Annotated in this window: 16 protein-coding genes; 8 read left to right on the forward strand and 8 right to left on the reverse strand. The window is 66.3% G+C overall.

The window, feature by feature from the left end; translation table 11 throughout:
- Positions 1-55: 55 nt before the first annotated feature.
- From ACQPXH_RS22880 to ACQPXH_RS22890, 3 genes are all read right to left on the reverse strand, one after another.
- Positions 56-1222, reverse strand: a complete 1167-nt coding sequence (locus ACQPXH_RS22880) for an alpha/beta fold hydrolase (RefSeq protein WP_433598566.1) — start codon at positions 1220-1222, stop codon at positions 56-58.
- A 104-nt stretch (positions 1223-1326) separates the two neighbouring features.
- Positions 1327-1995, reverse strand: a complete 669-nt coding sequence (bioD, locus tag ACQPXH_RS22885) for a dethiobiotin synthase (protein ID WP_433598567.1) — start codon at positions 1993-1995, stop codon at positions 1327-1329.
- A 73-nt stretch (positions 1996-2068) separates the two neighbouring features.
- Positions 2069-3217 carry an 8-amino-7-oxononanoate synthase gene (locus tag ACQPXH_RS22890; protein ID WP_433598568.1) on the reverse strand — a complete coding sequence of 383 codons (1149 nt, stop codon included), beginning with the start codon at positions 3215-3217 and terminating at the stop codon, positions 2069-2071.
- 132 nt (positions 3218-3349) lie between these two features.
- On the opposite strand from ACQPXH_RS22890, the gene ACQPXH_RS22895 reads away from it, so the two are divergent.
- Positions 3350-3670 carry a hypothetical protein gene (locus ACQPXH_RS22895; protein WP_433598569.1) on the forward strand — a complete coding sequence of 107 codons (321 nt, stop codon included), beginning with the start codon at positions 3350-3352 and terminating at the stop codon, positions 3668-3670.
- Between the two features lie 4 nt (positions 3671-3674).
- Here ACQPXH_RS22895 and ACQPXH_RS22900 read toward each other — a convergent pair whose 3' ends face one another.
- A complete protein-coding gene (locus tag ACQPXH_RS22900; RefSeq protein WP_433598570.1) occupies positions 3675-4979 on the reverse strand; it encodes an adenosylmethionine--8-amino-7-oxononanoate transaminase in 1305 nt (434 codons plus the stop codon).
- A 156-nt stretch (positions 4980-5135) separates the two neighbouring features.
- Here ACQPXH_RS22900 and ACQPXH_RS22905 point away from each other — a divergent pair, with 156 nt between their 5' ends.
- From ACQPXH_RS22905 to treY, 4 genes are all read left to right on the forward strand, one after another.
- The gene (locus ACQPXH_RS22905; RefSeq protein WP_433598571.1) at positions 5136-6068 is read left to right on the forward strand and encodes a bifunctional helix-turn-helix transcriptional regulator/GNAT family N-acetyltransferase; all 933 of its coding nucleotides are present in this window, start codon (positions 5136-5138) and stop codon (positions 6066-6068) included.
- A 135-nt stretch (positions 6069-6203) separates the two neighbouring features.
- Complete coding sequence (locus ACQPXH_RS22910; protein WP_433598572.1) at positions 6204-6356, forward strand: hypothetical protein; 153 nt, start codon at positions 6204-6206, stop codon at positions 6354-6356.
- A 60-nt stretch (positions 6357-6416) separates the two neighbouring features.
- A complete protein-coding gene (gene glgX, locus ACQPXH_RS22915; RefSeq protein ID WP_433598573.1) occupies positions 6417-8537 on the forward strand; it encodes a glycogen debranching protein GlgX in 2121 nt (706 codons plus the stop codon).
- A gap of 36 nt (positions 8538-8573) precedes the next feature.
- On the forward strand, positions 8574-10988 hold the full coding sequence (gene treY / locus ACQPXH_RS22920; RefSeq protein WP_433603543.1) for a malto-oligosyltrehalose synthase: 2415 nt from the start codon (positions 8574-8576) through the stop codon (positions 10986-10988).
- Here treY and ACQPXH_RS22925 read toward each other — a convergent pair.
- Both ACQPXH_RS22925 and ACQPXH_RS22930 read right to left on the reverse strand, forming a co-directional pair.
- A complete protein-coding gene (locus ACQPXH_RS22925) occupies positions 10974-12158 on the reverse strand; it encodes a DUF2235 domain-containing protein (protein ID WP_433598574.1) in 1185 nt (394 codons plus the stop codon). The two genes, treY and ACQPXH_RS22925, sit on opposite strands and share 15 nt — an antisense overlap.
- Before the next feature lie 407 nt (positions 12159-12565).
- Positions 12566-12805 (reverse strand): hypothetical protein, encoded by a 240-nt coding sequence (locus tag ACQPXH_RS22930; RefSeq protein WP_433598575.1) that lies wholly within the window; start codon positions 12803-12805, stop codon positions 12566-12568.
- An 85-nt stretch (positions 12806-12890) separates the two neighbouring features.
- Between ACQPXH_RS22930 and ACQPXH_RS22935 the strand changes: the two genes are divergently transcribed.
- Together ACQPXH_RS22935 and ilvA are read left to right on the forward strand one after the other, a co-directional pair.
- On the forward strand, positions 12891-13325 hold the full coding sequence (locus ACQPXH_RS22935; protein ID WP_433598576.1) for a nitroreductase family deazaflavin-dependent oxidoreductase: 435 nt from the start codon (positions 12891-12893) through the stop codon (positions 13323-13325).
- Between the two features lie 84 nt (positions 13326-13409).
- Positions 13410-14768: a threonine ammonia-lyase IlvA gene (gene ilvA / locus ACQPXH_RS22940; protein WP_433598577.1), complete on the forward strand. Its 1359-nt coding sequence runs from the start codon at positions 13410-13412 to the stop codon at positions 14766-14768.
- 59 nt (positions 14769-14827) lie between these two features.
- Here the strand turns inward: ilvA and ACQPXH_RS22945 are convergent, their stop codons facing one another.
- Together ACQPXH_RS22945 and treZ are read right to left on the reverse strand one after the other, a co-directional pair.
- Complete coding sequence (locus ACQPXH_RS22945; protein WP_433598578.1) at positions 14828-16078, reverse strand: serine hydrolase domain-containing protein; 1251 nt, start codon at positions 16076-16078, stop codon at positions 14828-14830.
- Positions 16079-16177: 99 nt separating this feature from the next.
- Complete coding sequence (gene treZ / locus ACQPXH_RS22950) at positions 16178-17902, reverse strand: malto-oligosyltrehalose trehalohydrolase (protein WP_433598579.1); 1725 nt, start codon at positions 17900-17902, stop codon at positions 16178-16180.
- Positions 17903-18012: 110 nt separating this feature from the next.
- Here treZ and ACQPXH_RS22955 point away from each other — a divergent pair, with 110 nt between their 5' ends.
- Complete coding sequence (locus ACQPXH_RS22955; RefSeq protein WP_433603544.1) at positions 18013-18627, forward strand: class I SAM-dependent methyltransferase; 615 nt, start codon at positions 18013-18015, stop codon at positions 18625-18627.
- Positions 18628-18673 lie beyond the last annotated feature (46 nt).

Below are 18673 nucleotides of genomic sequence, written 5' to 3' on the forward strand. Positions count from 1 at the left end.
CAACGCAGCGCCCGATGCCGACTGTGTTCACCCACCCCGCCGGCTGCCATCCCCCTCAGCGCGGCGCCGCCGCGGAAGTCGTCGCGCGCACCTGTTCCTGATATCGCTCGATGAACGGCAGGATCTGCTGATCGATGATTCGGTTGTACTCCTCGGGACGCTGCATCGGATTGGCGTGCCCGGTATTTCGCGGCATGACGACCAATAGCGAGCCCTCGACGCCACCGGCCCGCTCGATGAGTACCTGATGGGAGTACTCGACATCCACCACCCGGTCATTATCCGGATTGCGCGGGCGGATGAAGACGATGGCCGGGCGTGGTTTGCCGTCGGCGGGCCGGGACAGCGCGCGCAGATCATTGATCGCACCGCCCGCCACGATCGCCAGGAACTGTGTCTCGATCAGGCCGTTGCTCGCCACGTCTTTGGAGAAGACCTTCTCGCGCAACACTTCTTCGACGACATCGCGCAATGGCTCGAGCCGGACCCCGGGCAACCCGTTGGCCCCGCGATCGACGAATCGGTCACGGCGCGCGTAGGTTTCGACCGCCAGCCGCAGGGTACGGCTTTCCCGCGCCCCCGGCAGCCAGCCCATCCAGCGCACCATATCCTCGCCCGCACCGCGACTCTCCGGACGCACCGCATTCAAATCCACCGGCGTGCAGTCCAGCATCACTCCCGCCAGGCGCAGGTCGCTGTCGAGATGGATATGCCGCGCGACCTCGAGCGCGATGACCCCGCCCATACTGTGTCCGACCAGCACAACGTTCTTCAGCCCCGACATCTGGGCGGCGCGGATGATCAGATCCGCGATCACCTTGGTGTCGATACCTTGATTGTCGTATTTGATGGCCCATACCACTCCCATATCGCTGAGGGCGGGCAGCGCGGCCGCGGTATTGCTGGCATTGAGTCCACCGAGACCGACCATATCGACGACGACCGTGTCCCAGTCGCGATCGTGCGCGGGGGTTGCGATCGGCAGGACGGCGGGTTCGGTGCGCGCGAGACGATCGCGTTCCGGGGTGACGTCGTGCACCCAGTACTGGGCGAACACGATGAGCCCAGCGAGCAATATCAAGGCGACCCGCAGCAGCGCCAACCTGGTACGGCGCAACGTCTGCCACCCGTGCCCGAGACGAGTGTCCCGAAGCCGGGCCCTCCGTCGCGCGTCGTCCCAGTCCGAGACGGTGGACGGGTGCCGATCGTCCAACGGCGACATCTTCTCCACTGTAGGTACGGTTCGCGAGTGCTGCCAGGCGAGTGCGCGTGACGATCACCGAGTCGGCGGCGGAAATGTTCGCCGACTACTGGGCCCGATTCGGGTCAGTTCGCCCAACCGGGAGTGAACCAACCGGGTGCGGCGGCAGAGAACCGCTCGCGATCCCACCCACCCGCACCCGCAGGCACCGCGCCGACCAACTCGACTCCGGTAACCCGAGGTAGATCAGTACGATTGCACTCGTCCGCCAACCCCGGCTCGTCCGGCCAGGAGCCGATAACCAGCCCGGCACAGCGGACACCGGCGGATGACAGTGCACGCGTGGTCAATTCGCTGTGGTTGAGAGTCCCGAGCCCGGCCGCCGCGACAACGAGCACTGGAGCGTCGAGCTTTTGCGCCAGCTCGAGCAGGGTGAATTCGCCGAGGCGGACCAGCAATCCGCCTGCGCCTTCGACCAGCGTCAGATCGGCATCGGCGAGTGAGTCGATGGCGGTGGCGGTTTCACTCAACGTCAGCAGCGGCTGCCCGCACCGCCGCGCGGCGGTATCCGGAGCCAGCGGATCTGGATACCGGGCGATCTCGACCGTTCTCGTAACACCGGTGAGGCGTTCGACCTCGGCTAGATCGCCGGGTTCCCCCGGCGCCACACCGGTTTGGGCCGGTTTGCACACCGCCACCGACCGACCGGCGGCCAGCGCGGCCGCGGCGAGCGCGGCGGTCACCACGGTCTTGCCGACCTCCGTCGAGGTACCGGTGACGAACAGCACGCTCATGGCTCGCCTCGCCGACGCTCGGCGACGCCATGCGCGAGGCGCGCTGTGTCGATGATTCGCTCACTTCGTTGGCTCATGCCGTCACCAATCCACGGGCCTGCGCCAGCACCTCGCCGAGGACCGTTGCGATGGTGTCGAGTTCGCCAGGAGTCAGATTCGCCCGTGCGGTGAGCCGCAGTCGCGATGTCCCCTCGGGCACGGTCGGCGGACGGAAGCATCCGACATCGAGTCCCAGTGCGCGGCACGCCTGCGCGGCGTCATACGCGACCTGCGCCTCGCCGAGCACCACCGAGACAACCGCCGAATCCGGTTTCGCCACACCGGCAATGCGTGCGATATCGGCGGCCCGCTCCAACACCCGACCCGCCATCTCGGGTTCTCGACGCAACAACCGCAGCGCCGCCCTGGCCGCACCGACCGCGGCGGGTGCGAGTCCGGTATCGAAGATGAACGTGCGCGCCGCATCGATCAGATGCGCACGCACCCGCTCGCTGGCCAGTACCACACCGCCCTGCGCGGCAAGGGCTTTCGACAGCGTGGCGGTGACGACGAGATCCGGTTCCCCGGCCGAGCCGACCTCGTGCACCAGCCCGCGCCCACCCACGCCGCGCACACCGAGCCCATGCGCCTCATCCACGATCAATACCGCGCCATTCGCCCGGGTAACCCGGTGCAGCTCGGCCAGCGGGGCCATATCGCCGTCGGCGCTGAATACCGAATCGGTAAGTACCAGTGCCCGTTCCTCACTCCGCTCGGCCAGCAACCGCTCGACCGCCTCGACATCACGATGCGCGGCGATCTCCACGCGCGAACGCGAGAGCCGACAGGCATCGACCAGCGAAGCGTGGCTAGCCGCATCGGAGACGACCAGCGCGCCCCGCCCGGCGAGTGCGGTCACCACTCCGAGATTGGCGGCGTAGCCGGAGGCGAAGACCAAACCGGCCTCGGCACCGACGAATTCGGCGAGTTCGGTCTCGAGCTGCTCGTGTTCGGCGGTGGTGCCGGTGACGAGCCGAGATCCGGTGGACCCGGTGCCCCAGCGTCGCACGGCCTCGATCGCGCCCTCGACGACCTCTGGATGACGTACCAGCCCGAGGTAGTCATTGGAGGCGAGGTCGATCGACGGCGACTGTGCCGCACGGGGTCGCAGCTCACGGCGCAGCCCGACGCGCACGCGCTCGGCGGCGCGTTCGTCGAGCCAGCCCAACGGATCGGTAGTCACAGCTCCGCAGCGTACTTGAACACCGTTCAAGCCGCATGGGCAGGGTCTGGTGCTGGTACCGTTGGAGCCAATCGTTGAAGGTCGCCACCGACCGACGGTGGCGCGGCATTTCGCCAGAGGGAGTAGGGCCGAGTGCCACGGTGGGCGATAGTCGTCGAAGAGACAACAGGTTCCGGCGAGCACAAGCGTTGGTCGCCGCGGGTTCTGGCGGAGGTAATCGGCACGCGCGAGCAGGCCTTGGCCAAATTGCACTCGCTCGTGCCCACTTTCACTCCGCAGCATCCGAGACTTCCGGGACGCCGTGTCCTGCTGCGCGACGGCGACACCTATCTGTTGATCGCCTCCGGCTGGGCCGACGACTACCACTGCGTCTTCCGGGTCTGGGAGATCGTCTCCGACACAGACCGTCCCGAGAACGCCGAAACCGCGCCCGACGCCCGCAGGCGCGCCTGACATGTCAGGCCTGGGCGGCGGCGACCATACCGGCGGTGATGCTTTCGATGTCCTCGGTCGTACTGATGAAGGGCGGCATGGTGTAGATCAGATCGCGGAAAGGGCGCAGCCAGACGCCGGCTTCGACGGCGGCGTGGGTGGCCTTGCGCATATCCACCGGATGATCGAGTTGCACGACGCCGATCGCCCCCAGCACCCGCACATCCGACACCCCGGGTAGCGAACGCGCCGGGGCCAGACCGGCATTCAGCTCCGATTCGATACGGGTCACCTCGGCGCGCCAATCCCGTTGCAGCAGTAGCTCGATCGAGGCCACCGCGACCGCACAGGCCAGCGGATTACCCATGAAGGTCGGACCGTGCATGAGCCCGCCGTGCTCGGCGCTGATGGTTTCCGCGATCCGGGAGGTGCAGAGCGCGGCGGCCAAGGTCAGATACCCGCCGGTGAGCGACTTGCCGACACACATGACATCCGGGCTCACCCCGACGTGATCGGCCGCGAAAAGCGCTCCGGTGCGCCCGAATCCGGTCGCGATCTCGTCGAAGACCAGTAGCACCCCGTACTCGTCGCTCAGGCGCCGCAGATCGGTCAGATACCGCGGATCGTGCCAGCGCATCCCGCCCGCGCCCTGCACGACCGGCTCCACGATGACGGCCGCGAGTTCCGCCGCATGCGCGGCCAGCAACCGCTCGAACTCGGCCACGTACTCGGTCGAATACTCACGCGGCGGCGCCGGTGCGAAGATCTGCTCGGCGAGCACATCGGTCCACAGCGCGTGCATGCCACCCTGCGGATCGCACACGCTCATCGGCGTGAAGGTATCGCCGTGATACCCGCCGCGCCAGGTGAGCAGCCGCCGCTTTCCCGGCTTACCCGCCGCGCGCCAATACTGCAGGCACATCTTCACCGCGACCTCGACCGATACCGAACCGGAGTCGCACAGGAATACCTTGTCCAGACCGCCGGGCGTCAATTCGACGAGCAATGCGGCAAGCCGAGCCGCCGGTTCATGGGTGAGCCCGCCGAACATCACATGACTCATCCGCTGCGACTGCGCCACCAGCGCGGCGTCCAGTACCGGATGCCGATAACCGTGGATGGCCGCCCACCACGAACTCATCCCGTCGACCAATTCCCGACCGTCGGCGAGGGTGAGCCGGGTTCCGGAAGCACCGGAAACGACCAGCGGTTCGGTCGTCGCGGGAAAGCCGCCGTAGGGATGCCAGACATGTTCGGCGTCGACGGCGGTGATCTCGTGCGGGGTCAGGGGGGTGGCAGCCGGCGGAGCCGACGGGGTGGGTGAACTCATGCCACAGGATTCCTCGCGGTCGCGTGACAGCCCAGATGGGCTTGAACGGTGTTCAAGTTACCACTCGAGCTGGGCGCACACGATCCCCCGTCGAATTCCACACCGACACGACCGTTCCGACGTATTCTTTGACTCAGTCAAAGAATAGGAGCCGCCGTGACCACCGTTGCCGCCACCGATATCGACGCTGTGCGCGAATTCAACCGCCGTTACACCCGAGTCATCGGTGTGCTGCGCGAGGGCCTGCTGGACAGCGAATATTCACTCACCGAAGCGCGAATCATGTTCGAACTGGCCAACTCCGGCGCGAGCGAGGCCGTCACGCTGCGCCGCACACTCGACCTGGACCCCGGCTATCTGAGCCGCATCCTGGCTCGCTTCGAAAAGGACGGACTGGTCCAGCGCAATCGCTCCGAAAGCGATGGGCGACGCCAAGAGGTTCGGCTGACCGACCGCGGCAGGGAGATCTTCGCCGTGCTCAATCAGCGCTCGAGCGCCGAAGTCGGCCACCTCCTCAATGCGCACAAACCGGCCGAGCGCGCGCGACTGATCACCTCCATGCGCACCATCCAGCGCATTCTCGACGGACCAGGCCTCGGCGAATTGGTGCTCCGCGCGCCGAAACCCGGCGACTACGGCTGGGTCATCCAGCGCAATGCCGCGCTCTACACCGCCGAATACGGATGGGACGCCAGCTACGAAACGCTCGTGGTCCGCATTGTCGCGGACTATCTGGACGACCACGACGAGCATCGCGAACAGGCCTGGATCGCCGAATACGACGGCGAGCCGGTGGGCTGTGTTTTCTGTGTCGCGGAGAACGAGACCACGGCCCGACTGCGGCTATTGCTGGTCGAGCCGACCGCGCGCGGCCTCGGCGTCGGCTCCGCACTGGTCGAGCGCTGCGTGCGATTCGCCACCGAGGTCGGCTACCGCGACATGGTGCTGTGGACCAACGACATCCTGACCTCCGCGCGGCATATCTATCGGCGCGCGGGTTTCGAACTCGTCGCATCGAATCCGCACCACAGCTTCGGCCACGACCTGGTCGGCCAGACGTGGCGACTGACGCTGCCCGCGCGGCAGTGAAACTCAGTCGCTCAGCGCCTCGTGTACGCGGCTCAGCGATTGTCGCGGCTCAGCCAGCCCTCGAGATGTTCCAGCTCTGGCACGATCTCGACGCCGCACACAAGACCACCGTCCGCTCCCGGATGCCGCGACCCGTTGGCGCCCGCATTGCTGTGGAATTACCAGGACGGCCATCTCGCGGGCATCCCGGTCCGGCTGCAGCATGGGGTATTCGGCGGACTCGCCCGGCTGTCCACCCGGATCGGCTACCGACGGCGCTGGCTCGAAACCGGCCCCGACCAGGACTGACTCGCCCCGGCCGCAACCACCCGCACGGAGCGCCTTCCGGCTGACGCTAGTGTCGTTGACATGGCTCAGCCCGACGCAGCGCCCGGTGAGGTGACACCCTTAGGTGTCTGGCCCGGCACCGCCTACCCACTGGGCGCGACCTACGACGGCGCAGGCACCAATTTCTCGGTGTTCTCCGAGGTTGCCGACGCGGTCGATCTGTGCCTGATCGCCAGGGACGGCACCGAAACCAGAGTGCCGCTGGAAGAGGTCGACACCTACGTCTGGCACGCCTATCTCCCGACCATCGGACCCGGCCGGCGCTACGGCTTCCGGGTGCACGGGCCCTACGATCCCGAGCACGGATTGCGCTGTGATCCAAGCAAATTGCTGCTCGATCCCTACGGCAAGGCGTTCGACGGCGAATTCGACAACGACTCCTCGCTCTACACCTACGGCGAGGATTCGCTGGGACACACTATGACCGGCGTGGTGATCAACCCGTTCTTCGACTGGGGCGCCGACCGTCCACCGAATCGGCCCTACCACGAGACGGTCATCTACGAGGCGCACGTCAAGGGCATGACGATGACGCACACCGACATTCCAGAGGAATTGCGCGGCACCTACGCCGGTATCGCACATCCGGCGATCGTGGAACATCTGAAGGAACTCGGCGTCACCGCGATCGAGCTGATGCCCGTGCACCAATTCCTGCACGACCGCGTCCTTTTGGATCAGGGCCTGCGAAACTACTGGGGTTACAACAGCTTCGGCTACCTAGCCCCGCACAACGAATACGCGGCCAGCCCGCGCGGCGGTGCGGCGGTCACCGAATTCAAGGCCATGGTGCGCGCACTGCATGCCGAGGGCATCGAGGTGATCCTCGATGTCGTCTACAACCACACCGGCGAGGGCAATCATCTCGGGCCGACCCTGGCCTTCCGCGGGATCGACAATGCGGCCTACTATCGCCTGGTCGACGAGGACCCGTCGCACTACATGGACTACACCGGCACCGGTAACAGCCTGAACGTGCGCCACCCACATACGCTGCAGCTGATCATGGACTCACTGCGCTACTGGATCCTGGATATGCACGTCGACGGCTTCCGCTTCGATCTCGCCGCCACGCTGGCCCGCGAACTGCACGATGTGGACCGGCTCTCGACCTTCTTCGATCTGGTGCAACAGGATCCGGTAGTCAGCCAGGTGAAGCTCATCGCGGAGCCCTGGGACGTCGGCGAGGGCGGCTACCAGGTCGGCAATTTCCCCGGCCAGTGGACCGAATGGAACGGCAAGTACCGCGACACCGTCCGCGACTACTGGCGCGGTGAACCCGCCACCCTCGGCGAATTCGCCTCCCGGCTCACCGGATCCTCGGATCTGTACGAGGCCACCGGGCGCAGGCCGAGCGCGAGCATCAACTTCATCACCGCACACGACGGCTTCACGCTGCGGGATCTGGTGTCCTACAACGAGAAACACAACGCGGCCAATGGTGAGGGCAATCGCGACGGCGAGAGCTACAACCGCTCGTGGAACTGCGGGGTGGAGGGTCCCAGCGACGATCCGGAGATTCTCGCGGTGCGCGCCAGGCAGAGTCGCAATCTGCTGGCCACGCTGGTGCTCAGTCAGGGCACCCCGATGCTCGCCCATGGCGACGAGATGGGCCGCACACAGCAGGGCAACAACAATGTGTACTGCCAGGATTCACCGCTGGCCTGGATGGATTGGTCGCTGATGCAGACGAATTCGGACCTTTTCGAATTCACCAAGCGGGTGATCGCACTGCGCACAGCGCATCCGATATTCCGGCGCCGCCGCTTCCTCGCGGGCCGGCCGATCCGCTCGAAAGAGCACGCCCGCGACATCGCCTGGCTCACCCCGGCGGGTGAGGAGATGACACCCGCCGATTGGGACAGCGGTTTCGGCAAATCGCTGACGGTCTATCTCAACGGCCTCGGCATCAACGAACCCGGCCCGCGCGGCGAGCGCATCACCGACGATTCGTTCCTGCTGTGCTTCAACGCCCACGACAGCGGTCTCGACTTCGTACTGCCCGATCCGGATTACGGTGCCGAATGGACTGTCGCACTGAATTGTTCGGTGCCCGACGGCCGCGCCGATGCCACCTATCCGGCGGCGAGCACCGTCGCCGTCCCGGCCCGCTGTCTGCTCGTCCTCCACTGCCCCGCATAACCGAAACCGCCGATGACCGAGACGCCCGAGTCCGATATGCAGACCCACCACACCGACCCCATCTCCCGTGGCCGCACCCCGGCCCGGCAGACGACGGTCCGCAGCACCTACCGACTCCAGCTGCGCCCCGACGTGTTGACCTTCACCGATGCCCGCGCGATCGCGGAATACCTACAGCAGCTGGGTATTTCACATCTGTACCTGTCGCCGATCCTCACCGCGACGGTCGGTTCGACGCACGGGTACGACGTCACCGATCCCACCACGGTTTCGGCGGCCCTCGGCGGGCCGGCCGGACTCAAGGCACTCGCGGACGAAGTGCGCAGTCGCGGTATGGGTTTGATCGTCGATCTGGTGCCCAACCACGTCGGCGTGGCCGATCCCCGGCAGAACCCGTGGTGGTGGGATGTGCTGCGCAACGGCCGCGAATCCCAGTTCTCGCATTTCTTCGATATCGACTGGAGCGCCGGCAATGGCGCGGGCGGCCGGCTGGCGCTGCCGGTGCTGCAGAGCGAAAACGATCCGGCCGCACTGACGGTGGACCGGACCGGTTCGGAACCGATGCTGGCACTGCACGATCTGCGCTTCCCCATCGCGGCGGGCACCGACGGCGACAATGCGCTGCGCATCCACGACAAACAGCACTACCGGCTGGTCAGCTGGAAGGCCGGGTTGTGCACCTACCGGCGGTTCTTCGCGGTCGGCAGCCTAGCCGCGGTGCGCCAAGAGGATCCTGAGGTCTTCGAGATCACCCACCGCGAACTGGCCGCATGGTGCGAACACGATCTGATCGACGGCGTCCGGGTCGACCATCCGGACGGATTGTCCTATCCCACCGCGTACCTGACGAAGCTGCGTCGGCTCATCGGCCCGCACCGGCTACTACTCGTGGAAAAGATCCTGGCCAACCGCGAACCACTGGACAAGACGCTGCCGGTCGACGGCACCACCGGCTACGATGCCCTGTCCGACTACGGCGGCGTACTGATCGACCCCGACGGCGAACAGGCGCTGACCGAACTGTCGCGCAAAGTCGCCGGGCACGGCAGCGACCGCGCCTGGATCGGCGAAACCGAACACCGCATCAAACGCGCGGTGGCGGAGAACATCCTGGCCCCGGAGATCCGGCGCCTGGTCGCCGCGATCAAGCGCGACGCGCATGCCGAAAGCTTCGACACCATGGCATTGACCAATGCCACCATCGAGGTGCTGGCCTTCATGCCGGTCTACCGGGTGGACTACGCGCCGCTGGCCGGTATGACCGGCGCGGTGGTCGCCGAGGTGGAGAAGCGCAATGGCGAACTGACGGTGCCGCTGAGCGTGCTGGTGGCGGCGCTGGCGTCCGACGGCGAGGCGGCCGTTCGATTCAGCCAGGTCTGCGGTGCGATCACCGCGAAGGCCGTCGAAGACACCATGTTCTACCAGGCGGCGCGGCTGGTATCGCTGCAGGAGGTGGGCGGCAATCCGGCCCGATTCGGCCACTCGCTCAACGAATTCCACCTGTCCAATAGCGAACGCGCGCAACGCTGGCCCGCCACCATGACCACACTGTCGACGCACGACACCAAGCGCGGAGAGGATGTGCGCGCCCGGATCGGGTTGCTGTCCCAGGCCGCGGAGACCTGGGCGCGCGCCGTCGAATCCTGGCAGGAGATCACCCCGGGTCCTGACGGCGCGACGACGTTGTTCCTGCTGCAGAACATGTTCGGCGTCTGGCCCGCCGACGGCCGACCGGCTTCGTCCGTGGCCGGACTGCGCGAGCGACTGCATCTGTTCGCGGAGAAAGCGATTCGCGAGGCCGATGTCCATACTTCCTGGGAGGAACCGGATGTCGGATTCGAGAAGAAGGTGCACGGCTGGCTCGATGCGGTGATCGACGGGCCGGTCGGCTCCGAGATCGGTGATCTGGTGCACGAACTCGCCCCGCACGCCTGGTCGGATTCACTGTCGCAGAAGCTGCTGCAGCTGTGCGGGCCGGGAATTCCCGATATCTATCAGGGCTGCGAGCTATGGGAGGACACGCTCGTCGATCCGGACAACCGCCGCCCCGTGGATTTCGCGGCCCGTGCCGGACTGCTGCAATCACTCACCGGTACACCGGCTCTGGATACCACCGGCGCGGCCAAGATGTGGATCGTCGCCTATGCGCTGTGGTTGCGCCGCGAACGGCCGGACTGTTTCGTCGGCGGCACCTACCTGCCGCTGTTCGCCACCGGCGAGCAGGAAAGCAGGCTGGTCGCCTACGCGCGCGGCCGGGCCGGTGAAACGCCCGAGGTGATCGTGGCCGCCACCCGGCACAGCCTCGGCCTGGCCGAAACCGGGTGGGCCGATACCACTTTGGAGTTGCCACAGGGCAACTGGACCGACCGCCTGACCGGCCACACCTTCCAGGGCCGGGCGCGATTGGAAAAGCTGTTCGCCCGGCTGCCGGTGGCGCTACTCGTGCGCTGAGGGCTCCTCCGGTGTGATGGCCGTTATCGTGCCGGTCTTCTCGATCAGCGTCTCGGGCACCATTCCGTCGTTGTCCTTCAACCAGCGCCGCAGATTCGCGGGTCGGTAGTCCGTGGCGTCGTGCGCGGTGGAGGCCAGGCGCACGCCACGGTCCCCGTCGGTGTACAGCCGCCGCCAGGAATCCCAGTAGAATCGCGGGTTCCTCGGCTGGCGAATGGCGCGCAGCACATTGAGGATTCGGTATCCGATGCCGAGCGAGCGATGCAATTCCATATGCTTCGCACCCGAGGCAGCGCACCGCTGGGACAGGCCCTCGAGCCGCTCGCGGTCGAAGACGAGTCCGACCGCCTCGGCCTGTTCGACCATCCAGCGCAGCGTGATATCGGAGAGTCCGCATTCCTTGTAGCCGCCGCCGACATCGCTGTGCACGCCCTCGAACCAGACCTGCTTCACCCGGTCGTAGTCGTGGGAGTACTTCACATCCGGTTCGATCGGCACATCCCAGAGGCACGGTTCGAAATTGCGTCGCCGCTCATCGAGTGCCAGGGCCTGCCGCGCGCAGTAGACATTGCGCCCGAGCTTCACATCGTGGAACCGGTGTCGCAGCGACGTCAGTCCGGGCACGCCGAGTGCGCCGACGGTATCGAAAACCCCGATGAAGTCGATCTTGGCCGGAGCGTCCCAGCAGTTCGTCTTGCGGAAGTCGATCCACTCCTGCGGCTCCTTCGGATCCGGATTCTCCGGGGTCCGCGGTGGCGCGGGCTGATGATGAATCCGCAAGGCCTCCGGGTACTTTCCCTCGATCATCGCATCGGGTGTCATGATTCCGATGCGGCCGATCAGACCGGCCAGGCTACGCGCGGTGTACGCACCGCGGCTGAATCCGAAGATATAGATCTCGTCCCCCGGCTGCCAGTTCAGTGCCAGATGCCAGTACGCAGAGGACAGATTCGCCTCGAGTCCGAGTCCGAACGCACCACCCATCAGGCGGTCGGCCAGGAAGCCGCGTGCGCCCGGCCCGGATACGTAGCTGACCCACTGCGGGATCGACTCCCCCGAAGGTCCCGGCGCCTCGTACCGGATCGTCTGCGCGATCTTGATGATATTCGATACCGTGCTGCTGGATTCGGCCTTCCAGGTGCCGTCGCAGCAGACCACCAGTCGTTTCATGAGTAGATCCTCCGCCCCGATTACCGTCGAATCCTGCGTACTCGACTACCCGAATCATCGAGGCGTCTGCGGCGGATGTTAATTAAAATGTTGTCTTTCAACGCATAAGGCCCGCTCCGAACGGGATCTTCGCGAGTCCCTGGCGCGGATGCGTTGGTGCCGCACCTGGCCTACCTTCCGCAGTCGCGTGGACAGGCCCGCAGCTTCCAGCTCAGTCGACCGGCTGTGGTTGCCGTTCTCGGGCATAGTCGAATGGTCGTTGGTGGGTGGGGTTATGGGCCACCAATCGACTGCGCTCGATGAACTCGGGCAGCCATTTGACTCCCTCGGTGGGCGCGCCGGCTGTTCGATGGTTCCGGCCCGCGGAGAGCGGAACTGCTCAGGGACAACTGCTCAGGGACAACTGCTCAGGGACGATGCACCGTTTGCCTAGGTGTGCCGCGCGCGGCTACTCGGCCGATGACCCAGCGGCCGGTTCCGACTCCGGCAGCGACCAGCACGGCGACCTGCAGCGACCCCGTGATCAGCGCGAGGACAAGGCAGATGACCAGACCGAGGGCCATCGCCTCGAGTTTGTACATCGGCCACGCGCTGCCGGCGATATCCACCGCCGCCGTGGGGCGAGCCTGAAGGGGGACCACTGCCATGTCGTCAGGCTACTCGGATGGGGAAGTTCGGGCTACCTAACATTTCGACGGGAACAGAGGCCGGTGCCGCGTTGTTGCCGGTGTCATGCCATTGACAGGTGAGTACGCACCGAGCACATCCGATTGGGCCCGTGAGCAGGCCGAGCTGATCGAGAATTCCGGCGGCACCGAGGGACTGACTCTGCAGGGCAAGCCCGTCATCGTCCTGACCACCAAAGGGGCGAAGACCGGGCTGCTGCGCAAGACCGCACTGATGCGGGTCGAGCACGACGGCGAGTACGCGGTCGTCGCCTCGCTCGGCGGCGCGCCGAAGCATCCCGTCTGGTACTGGAACATCAAGGCCGAGCCGCATGTCGAGCTGCGTGACGGCACCGTGCACAAGGACTACACCGCGCGCGAAGTCCTCGGCGAGGAGAAGGCGCTGTGGTGGGCGCGGGCGGTCGAGGTCTGGCCCGATTACGCGAACTACCAGACCAAGACGACCCGCGAGATTCCGGTTTTCGTACTGACCCCGCGGTAGCTCCGGCGGGGAAACCGACCGAAGCACTTCTCCGACGCCCACCCGCCGCGTCCGCCCGACGCGGCGGGTGGCACCATATTTCGGGTGTCCAATCCGCTCGAGCTCCTCGACGACCAGTCCACTTCTCGTCCCGCGCTGAGCGCACACGAGATCGACGCCGCCGCCAAGCGAATTGCCGACATTATCGAGCCCACCCCGCTGCAGCACAGTCCCCGGCTGTCCGCGCTGACCGGGGCGCAGGTCTACCTCAAGCGCGAAGACCTCACCGCCGTCCGTTCCTACAAGCTGCGCGGCGCCTACAACCTGATCGTGCAGCTCACCGACTCCGAGAGAGCCGCGGGCGTGGTCGCGGCCAGCGCAGGCAATCACGCCCAGGGCGTGGCCTTCGCCTGCAACGCGATGGGCATCAAGGGCCGCATCTATGTGCCGACCACGACACCGAAGCAGAAGCGCGACCGCATCCGAGTGCACGGCGGCGAGTTCATCGAGTTGATCGCGGTGGGGGAAACCTACGACGCCGCCGCGGCCGCCGCCGCCGAGGAGGTCGAGCGCACCGGCGCGACCATGGTGCCGCCGTTCGACGATCCGCGCACCGCGGCGGGACAGGGCACCATCGCGCCCGAATTCCTGGAACAACTCGGCGGTCGGACCCCCGACCTGGTGGTGATCCCGGTAGGCGGCGGCGGTTGCCTGGCGGGCATCGGCACCTACCTGCGGGAGCGCTCGCCGAGCACCGGGATCCTCGGTGTGGAGCCGGCGGGCGCGGCCTCGATGACCGCGGCTCTGGTCGCGGGCGGCCCGGTAACGCTGCCGGAGATCGATCCGTTCGTCGACGGCGCGGCCGTGCGCCGGATCGGCCGACTGCCCTATGCGGCGATCGCCACATTCGGCGGCCGGGTGGTCTCGCACGGCTCGCTGCCGCTGCTGACCGCGACCGAATCACCAAGTGGTGCAGGCGCTTTCCGCATGATGCAGGTCGACGAGGGCGCGATCTGCACCACCATGCTCGAGCTGTATCAGAACGAGGGCATCATCGCCGAACCCGCGGGCGCGCTGTCGGCGACGGCGCTGGCCGAAATCACGATCGAACCCGGTTCGACGGTGGTGTGCCTGGTCTCCGGCGGCAATAACGATGTGTCGCGCTACGGCGAGATCATCGAGCGCTCGCTGGTGCACCGCGGCCTGAAGCACTATTTCCTGGTGGATTTCCCGCAGGAGCCGGGCGCGCTGCGGCGCTTCCTCAACGAGGTGCTCGGTCCCGACGACGACATCACCCTGTTCGAGTACGTCAAGCGCAACAACCGGGAAACCGGTGCAGCGCTGGTCGGTATCGAACTCGGTGCGCCGGAGGGGCTCGGCCCACTGCTGGAGCGGATGGAAGACTCGCCGATCCAGTGCGAGCAACTGGATCCCCGCTCCCCGGCTTACCGCTACCTCACCTAGAAAACGCGCTCACCCCCGAACCGGCCGCGCGATATTGTCCGCGCGGCCGGTTCAAGCGTTTACGCAGCCTCTGGGGTCTCCACCACGGTGACGGACCGGCGGGACGTTCGCACACCCGTCATGACCATCGGCAACAGCCAACCGGCCGCGGCCTGGTCGAAGCTCAGCTGCGCGGCCGAGAGGCGATTGTGGACGAATCCGACCGATAGGCCGAGGCGGGGTTCGGCCCAGCCGAACGAGCCGCCGAGGCCGATATGGCCGAAGCCGCCGCGTGCGCCCGGCATCGGCAGTGAGTGATAGCCGAGCCGCCAGAGCATCGGCGCGTAGAACAAGGTGCGGTCGAGCCGGTAGGTCCGAATTCGACTGAGCGCCTTGATGGTTTGCGGCGTCAGATACTGCACGCCGCCCACCATGCCGCCATTGGCCAGTGCGCCGTACATGGTGGCCAGTGCCGGGGCGGTGCAGACGCCGTTGCCAGCACCGAGTTCGGTATCGAGAATCGGCGGGATTTCGCCCTCCAGGATGGTCTCCAATCCGGGCAGGAACAGGCACCGCGCGGCCGCGCCGAGCGCACCGGGCAGACCATAGCTGCGACCCAGAACCCTTGTGCTGACCGGCTTCCCGATCAGACTCAGCTGGGATCCCGCCAACGGCGCATAGACGGTCGACGATTGCGCGGACGGCTTGCCCAGGTGCAGCCCATCGATGCCGAGCGGTTCGGCGACCTCGGTGCGGAACAGCTCCGCCATCCCCTGGCCGGTAATGGCGCGGGCCAATCCGGCGAGCAGCCAACCGAAGGTGAGCGCGTGGTAGGCCGGAGTGCCGAGCAGACGATCGGGTTTCGCGGCGGCGAGACGCTGCTCCATCAGCTGGTGGTCGAGCACATCCTCGAGCCCGGCCGCGATCGGGTTGAGACCACCGAGTCCCGCGCTGTGCGTCATCACCTGACGAATGGTGATCTCGCCCTTGCCGTTCTGGCCGAACTCCGGCCAGAACTCGGCCATCGGCGCTTCGTAGTCGAGCAGACCCCGATCGGCCAGCCGATGGATGACCGTCGCGGTGATGCCCTTGGTGGCGGAGAAGATGATCGCGCCGGTGTCCTGGCTCCAGGGTTTGTCACCCGCGCTCCCGGTCCAGATATCGACCAGCGGCTCACCGCGCAGATGGACGGCCAACGCGCCGCCCGCCCCCCGACGGCGCCCGAAGACCTTCGCGAATGCGCGTACCAATGGTGCGAATTCGGCGGCGGCGCTGCCACCCACCCCATCGGGGAGATTCGCTAGGTCCCCGGGTGAAGCCACGTTGCTCATATTCCAAAGGTAATGGCGCTGGTCACACTCGGCAATATCGTGTCTCGGACAGTTATGTTCAGGAGGTTTTCGGTAACCGTGTTCCGACCTGGGGTTCTGCTATGCGCCCGTGAGTATCACGAACGAGTGGCCCGGTATCTCCGTCGCGGAGACGCCTTCGGTCGCGGGTTCCCAAGACAGCAGCGAAAGACCAGCAATAGGCACGGTGACCTGCTCTTCGGAGAGATTGCACACCAGCGTCAGCGGGCCGCGGCGCACCGCGATCCAGCGGGCATTCTCGTCATAGTCGACAGATACATGCGTGAGTCGCGGGTCCGTTATCTCGGGTCGCTCGCGTCGCAAACCGATCAGCTTTCGGTAACAGGACAGCAGCCGAATGTGGCGATCATGTTCGAGTTCGGACCAATTCAGCTTCGACCGCAGGAAGGTTTCGGGGTCCTGCGGGTCCGGAATCTCGTCGCTGTCCCAGCCGTGTTCGGCGAATTCCTCCTTGCGGCCGGTGGCGGTGGCGGCCGCGATCACCGGATCGGTGTGCGAGGCGAAGAACTGGAACGGGGTGCGCGCGCCCCACTCCTCCCCCATGAACAGCATGGGCGTGTATGCCGAGAACAGCACCAATGCGGCCTTGATCGCCAGTTGTCCGTCGGTCAGGTAGGCGCTGGGACGGTCCCCGATCGCCCGATTGCCGATCTGATCATGGGTGCAGGTATACGCGAGCAACGCGCTCGCCGGGATGAGCCGGGTGTCGATCGGACGGCCGTGGACGCGACCGCGGAAGCTGGAATACATTCCGGCGTGAAAGAACCCACGCGTCAGTGTCTGGGCCAGACAGCGCAACGAACCGAAATCGGCGTAGTAGCCCTGGCGTTCACCGGAAACCGCGGTGTGCACCGCATGGTGCAGGTCGTCGTTCCATTGACCGGTCAGGCCATAGCCGCCTGCCGCGCGTGGGGTGATGAGCCGCGGATCGTTGAGGTCGCTCTCCGCGATCAATGTCAGCGGCCTACGCACATGTGCGGCAAGGGATTCGGTGTCGGCGGCCAGTTCGGCGAGCAGGTGGGTGGCGGTGCGGTCGACGAGTGCGTGCACCGCATCGAGTCGCAGTGCGTCGATATGGAAATCGCGCAGCCAGCGCAGTGCGTTGTCGATTATGAAGCGGCGCACCGGATCCGAGTACGGACCGTCCAGATTGAGGCTCTGCCCCCAGGTATTGCGACCTTCGGTCAGATAGGGCGCGAAGCGGGGCAGATAGTTGCCGGAGGGACCGAGATGGTTGTGGACGACATCGAGGGCGACCGCCAAACCCCTTGCATGGCAGGCATTCACGAAGCGCTGCAAACCATCGGGTCCGCCGTAGGGCTCGTGGACCGCATACCAGAGTACACCGTCGTAGCCCCAGTTGTGGCTGCCGTCGAAGGCATTGACCGGCATCAACTCGACCACGGTTACGCCGAGTTCGACGAGGTGGTCGAGGCGCTCGACGGCGGCGTCGAAGGTGCCCTCGGGGGTGAAGGTGCCCAGATGCAGTTCGTAGATGATCGCGCCCGCCAGTGGGCGGCCGGTCCAGTTCGCATCGGTCCACCCGGCCGGATCGAGGGCGTGCAGCGCCGAGCGGCCGTGCACGCCGTCGGGCTGGCGCGCCGAGCGCGGGTCGGGCAGGACGGTCGGGTCGTCGTCGAGCAGGTAGCCGTAGCGCGTGCCCGGCACAGCGTGCACATCTGCCCGCCACCAACCGTCAGGAGACCTTGTCATCGGATGTAGGGCGCCATCGACCTCGATGCGCACCCGTTCCGGTAGCGGGGCCCATACCTCGAACAAGGTCACCGAGCCAGCATCGCATGTCGGCGATCGCACGGCCCGCCGACACAGGACCGCCCGCCCTTTCGGCAGCTGACCATTGCCTGCGGCACGCCGACCCTGACAGAGTGGAGTACGTGGGCATCTACAACGATCAGTTCGTGCCGCGGCTGGTGAATCTGGTCTGCGGGGCCAAGATGAACAATCCGCAGCGTGAGCGCGCCTGCGCCGGACTGCACGGGCGGGTGATGGAGCTCGGCTTCGGATCGGGACTGAATATCCCGTTCTATCCGGCTACCGTCGAGTCGATCAGCGCCGTGGAACCCGCCGACCTCGGTTGGCGCCTGGCGGACAAGCGGCTGGCCAAAGCCACCGTGCCGATCGAACGCGCCGGACTCGACGGCCAGTCGCTGCCCTTCGCCGATAACAGCTTCGACTCCGCACTCTCGACCTGGACTATGTGCACCATTCCGGATATCGCGGCCGCGCTGGCCGAGGTGCGCAGGGTGCTCGTTCCCGGCGGAACCCTGCATTTCGTCGAACACGGGCTCGCGCCGGATCCGGGCGTCCAGGCGTGGCAGCACCGGTTGAATCCGATCGAGAAGGCGATTGCGGGCGGCTGCAATCTCGATCGCGATATTCGCGGCACCGTCGAGAGCGCCGGATTCGAGATCCGCGAGTTCGACGAGTTCTATGCGGACGGACCCAAGTTCCTCGCCGCGCTGTCGCTCGGAGTCGCGATCTCGCCGTAGCCAGATCCATATTGGACCGATTAATTCAGATGGGCGGCCGCGCTCC

The organism is Nocardia sp. CA-135953 (assembly GCF_050955735.1).
In the GTDB taxonomy this organism is placed as follows: Bacteria; Actinomycetota; Actinomycetes; order Mycobacteriales; family Mycobacteriaceae; genus Nocardia.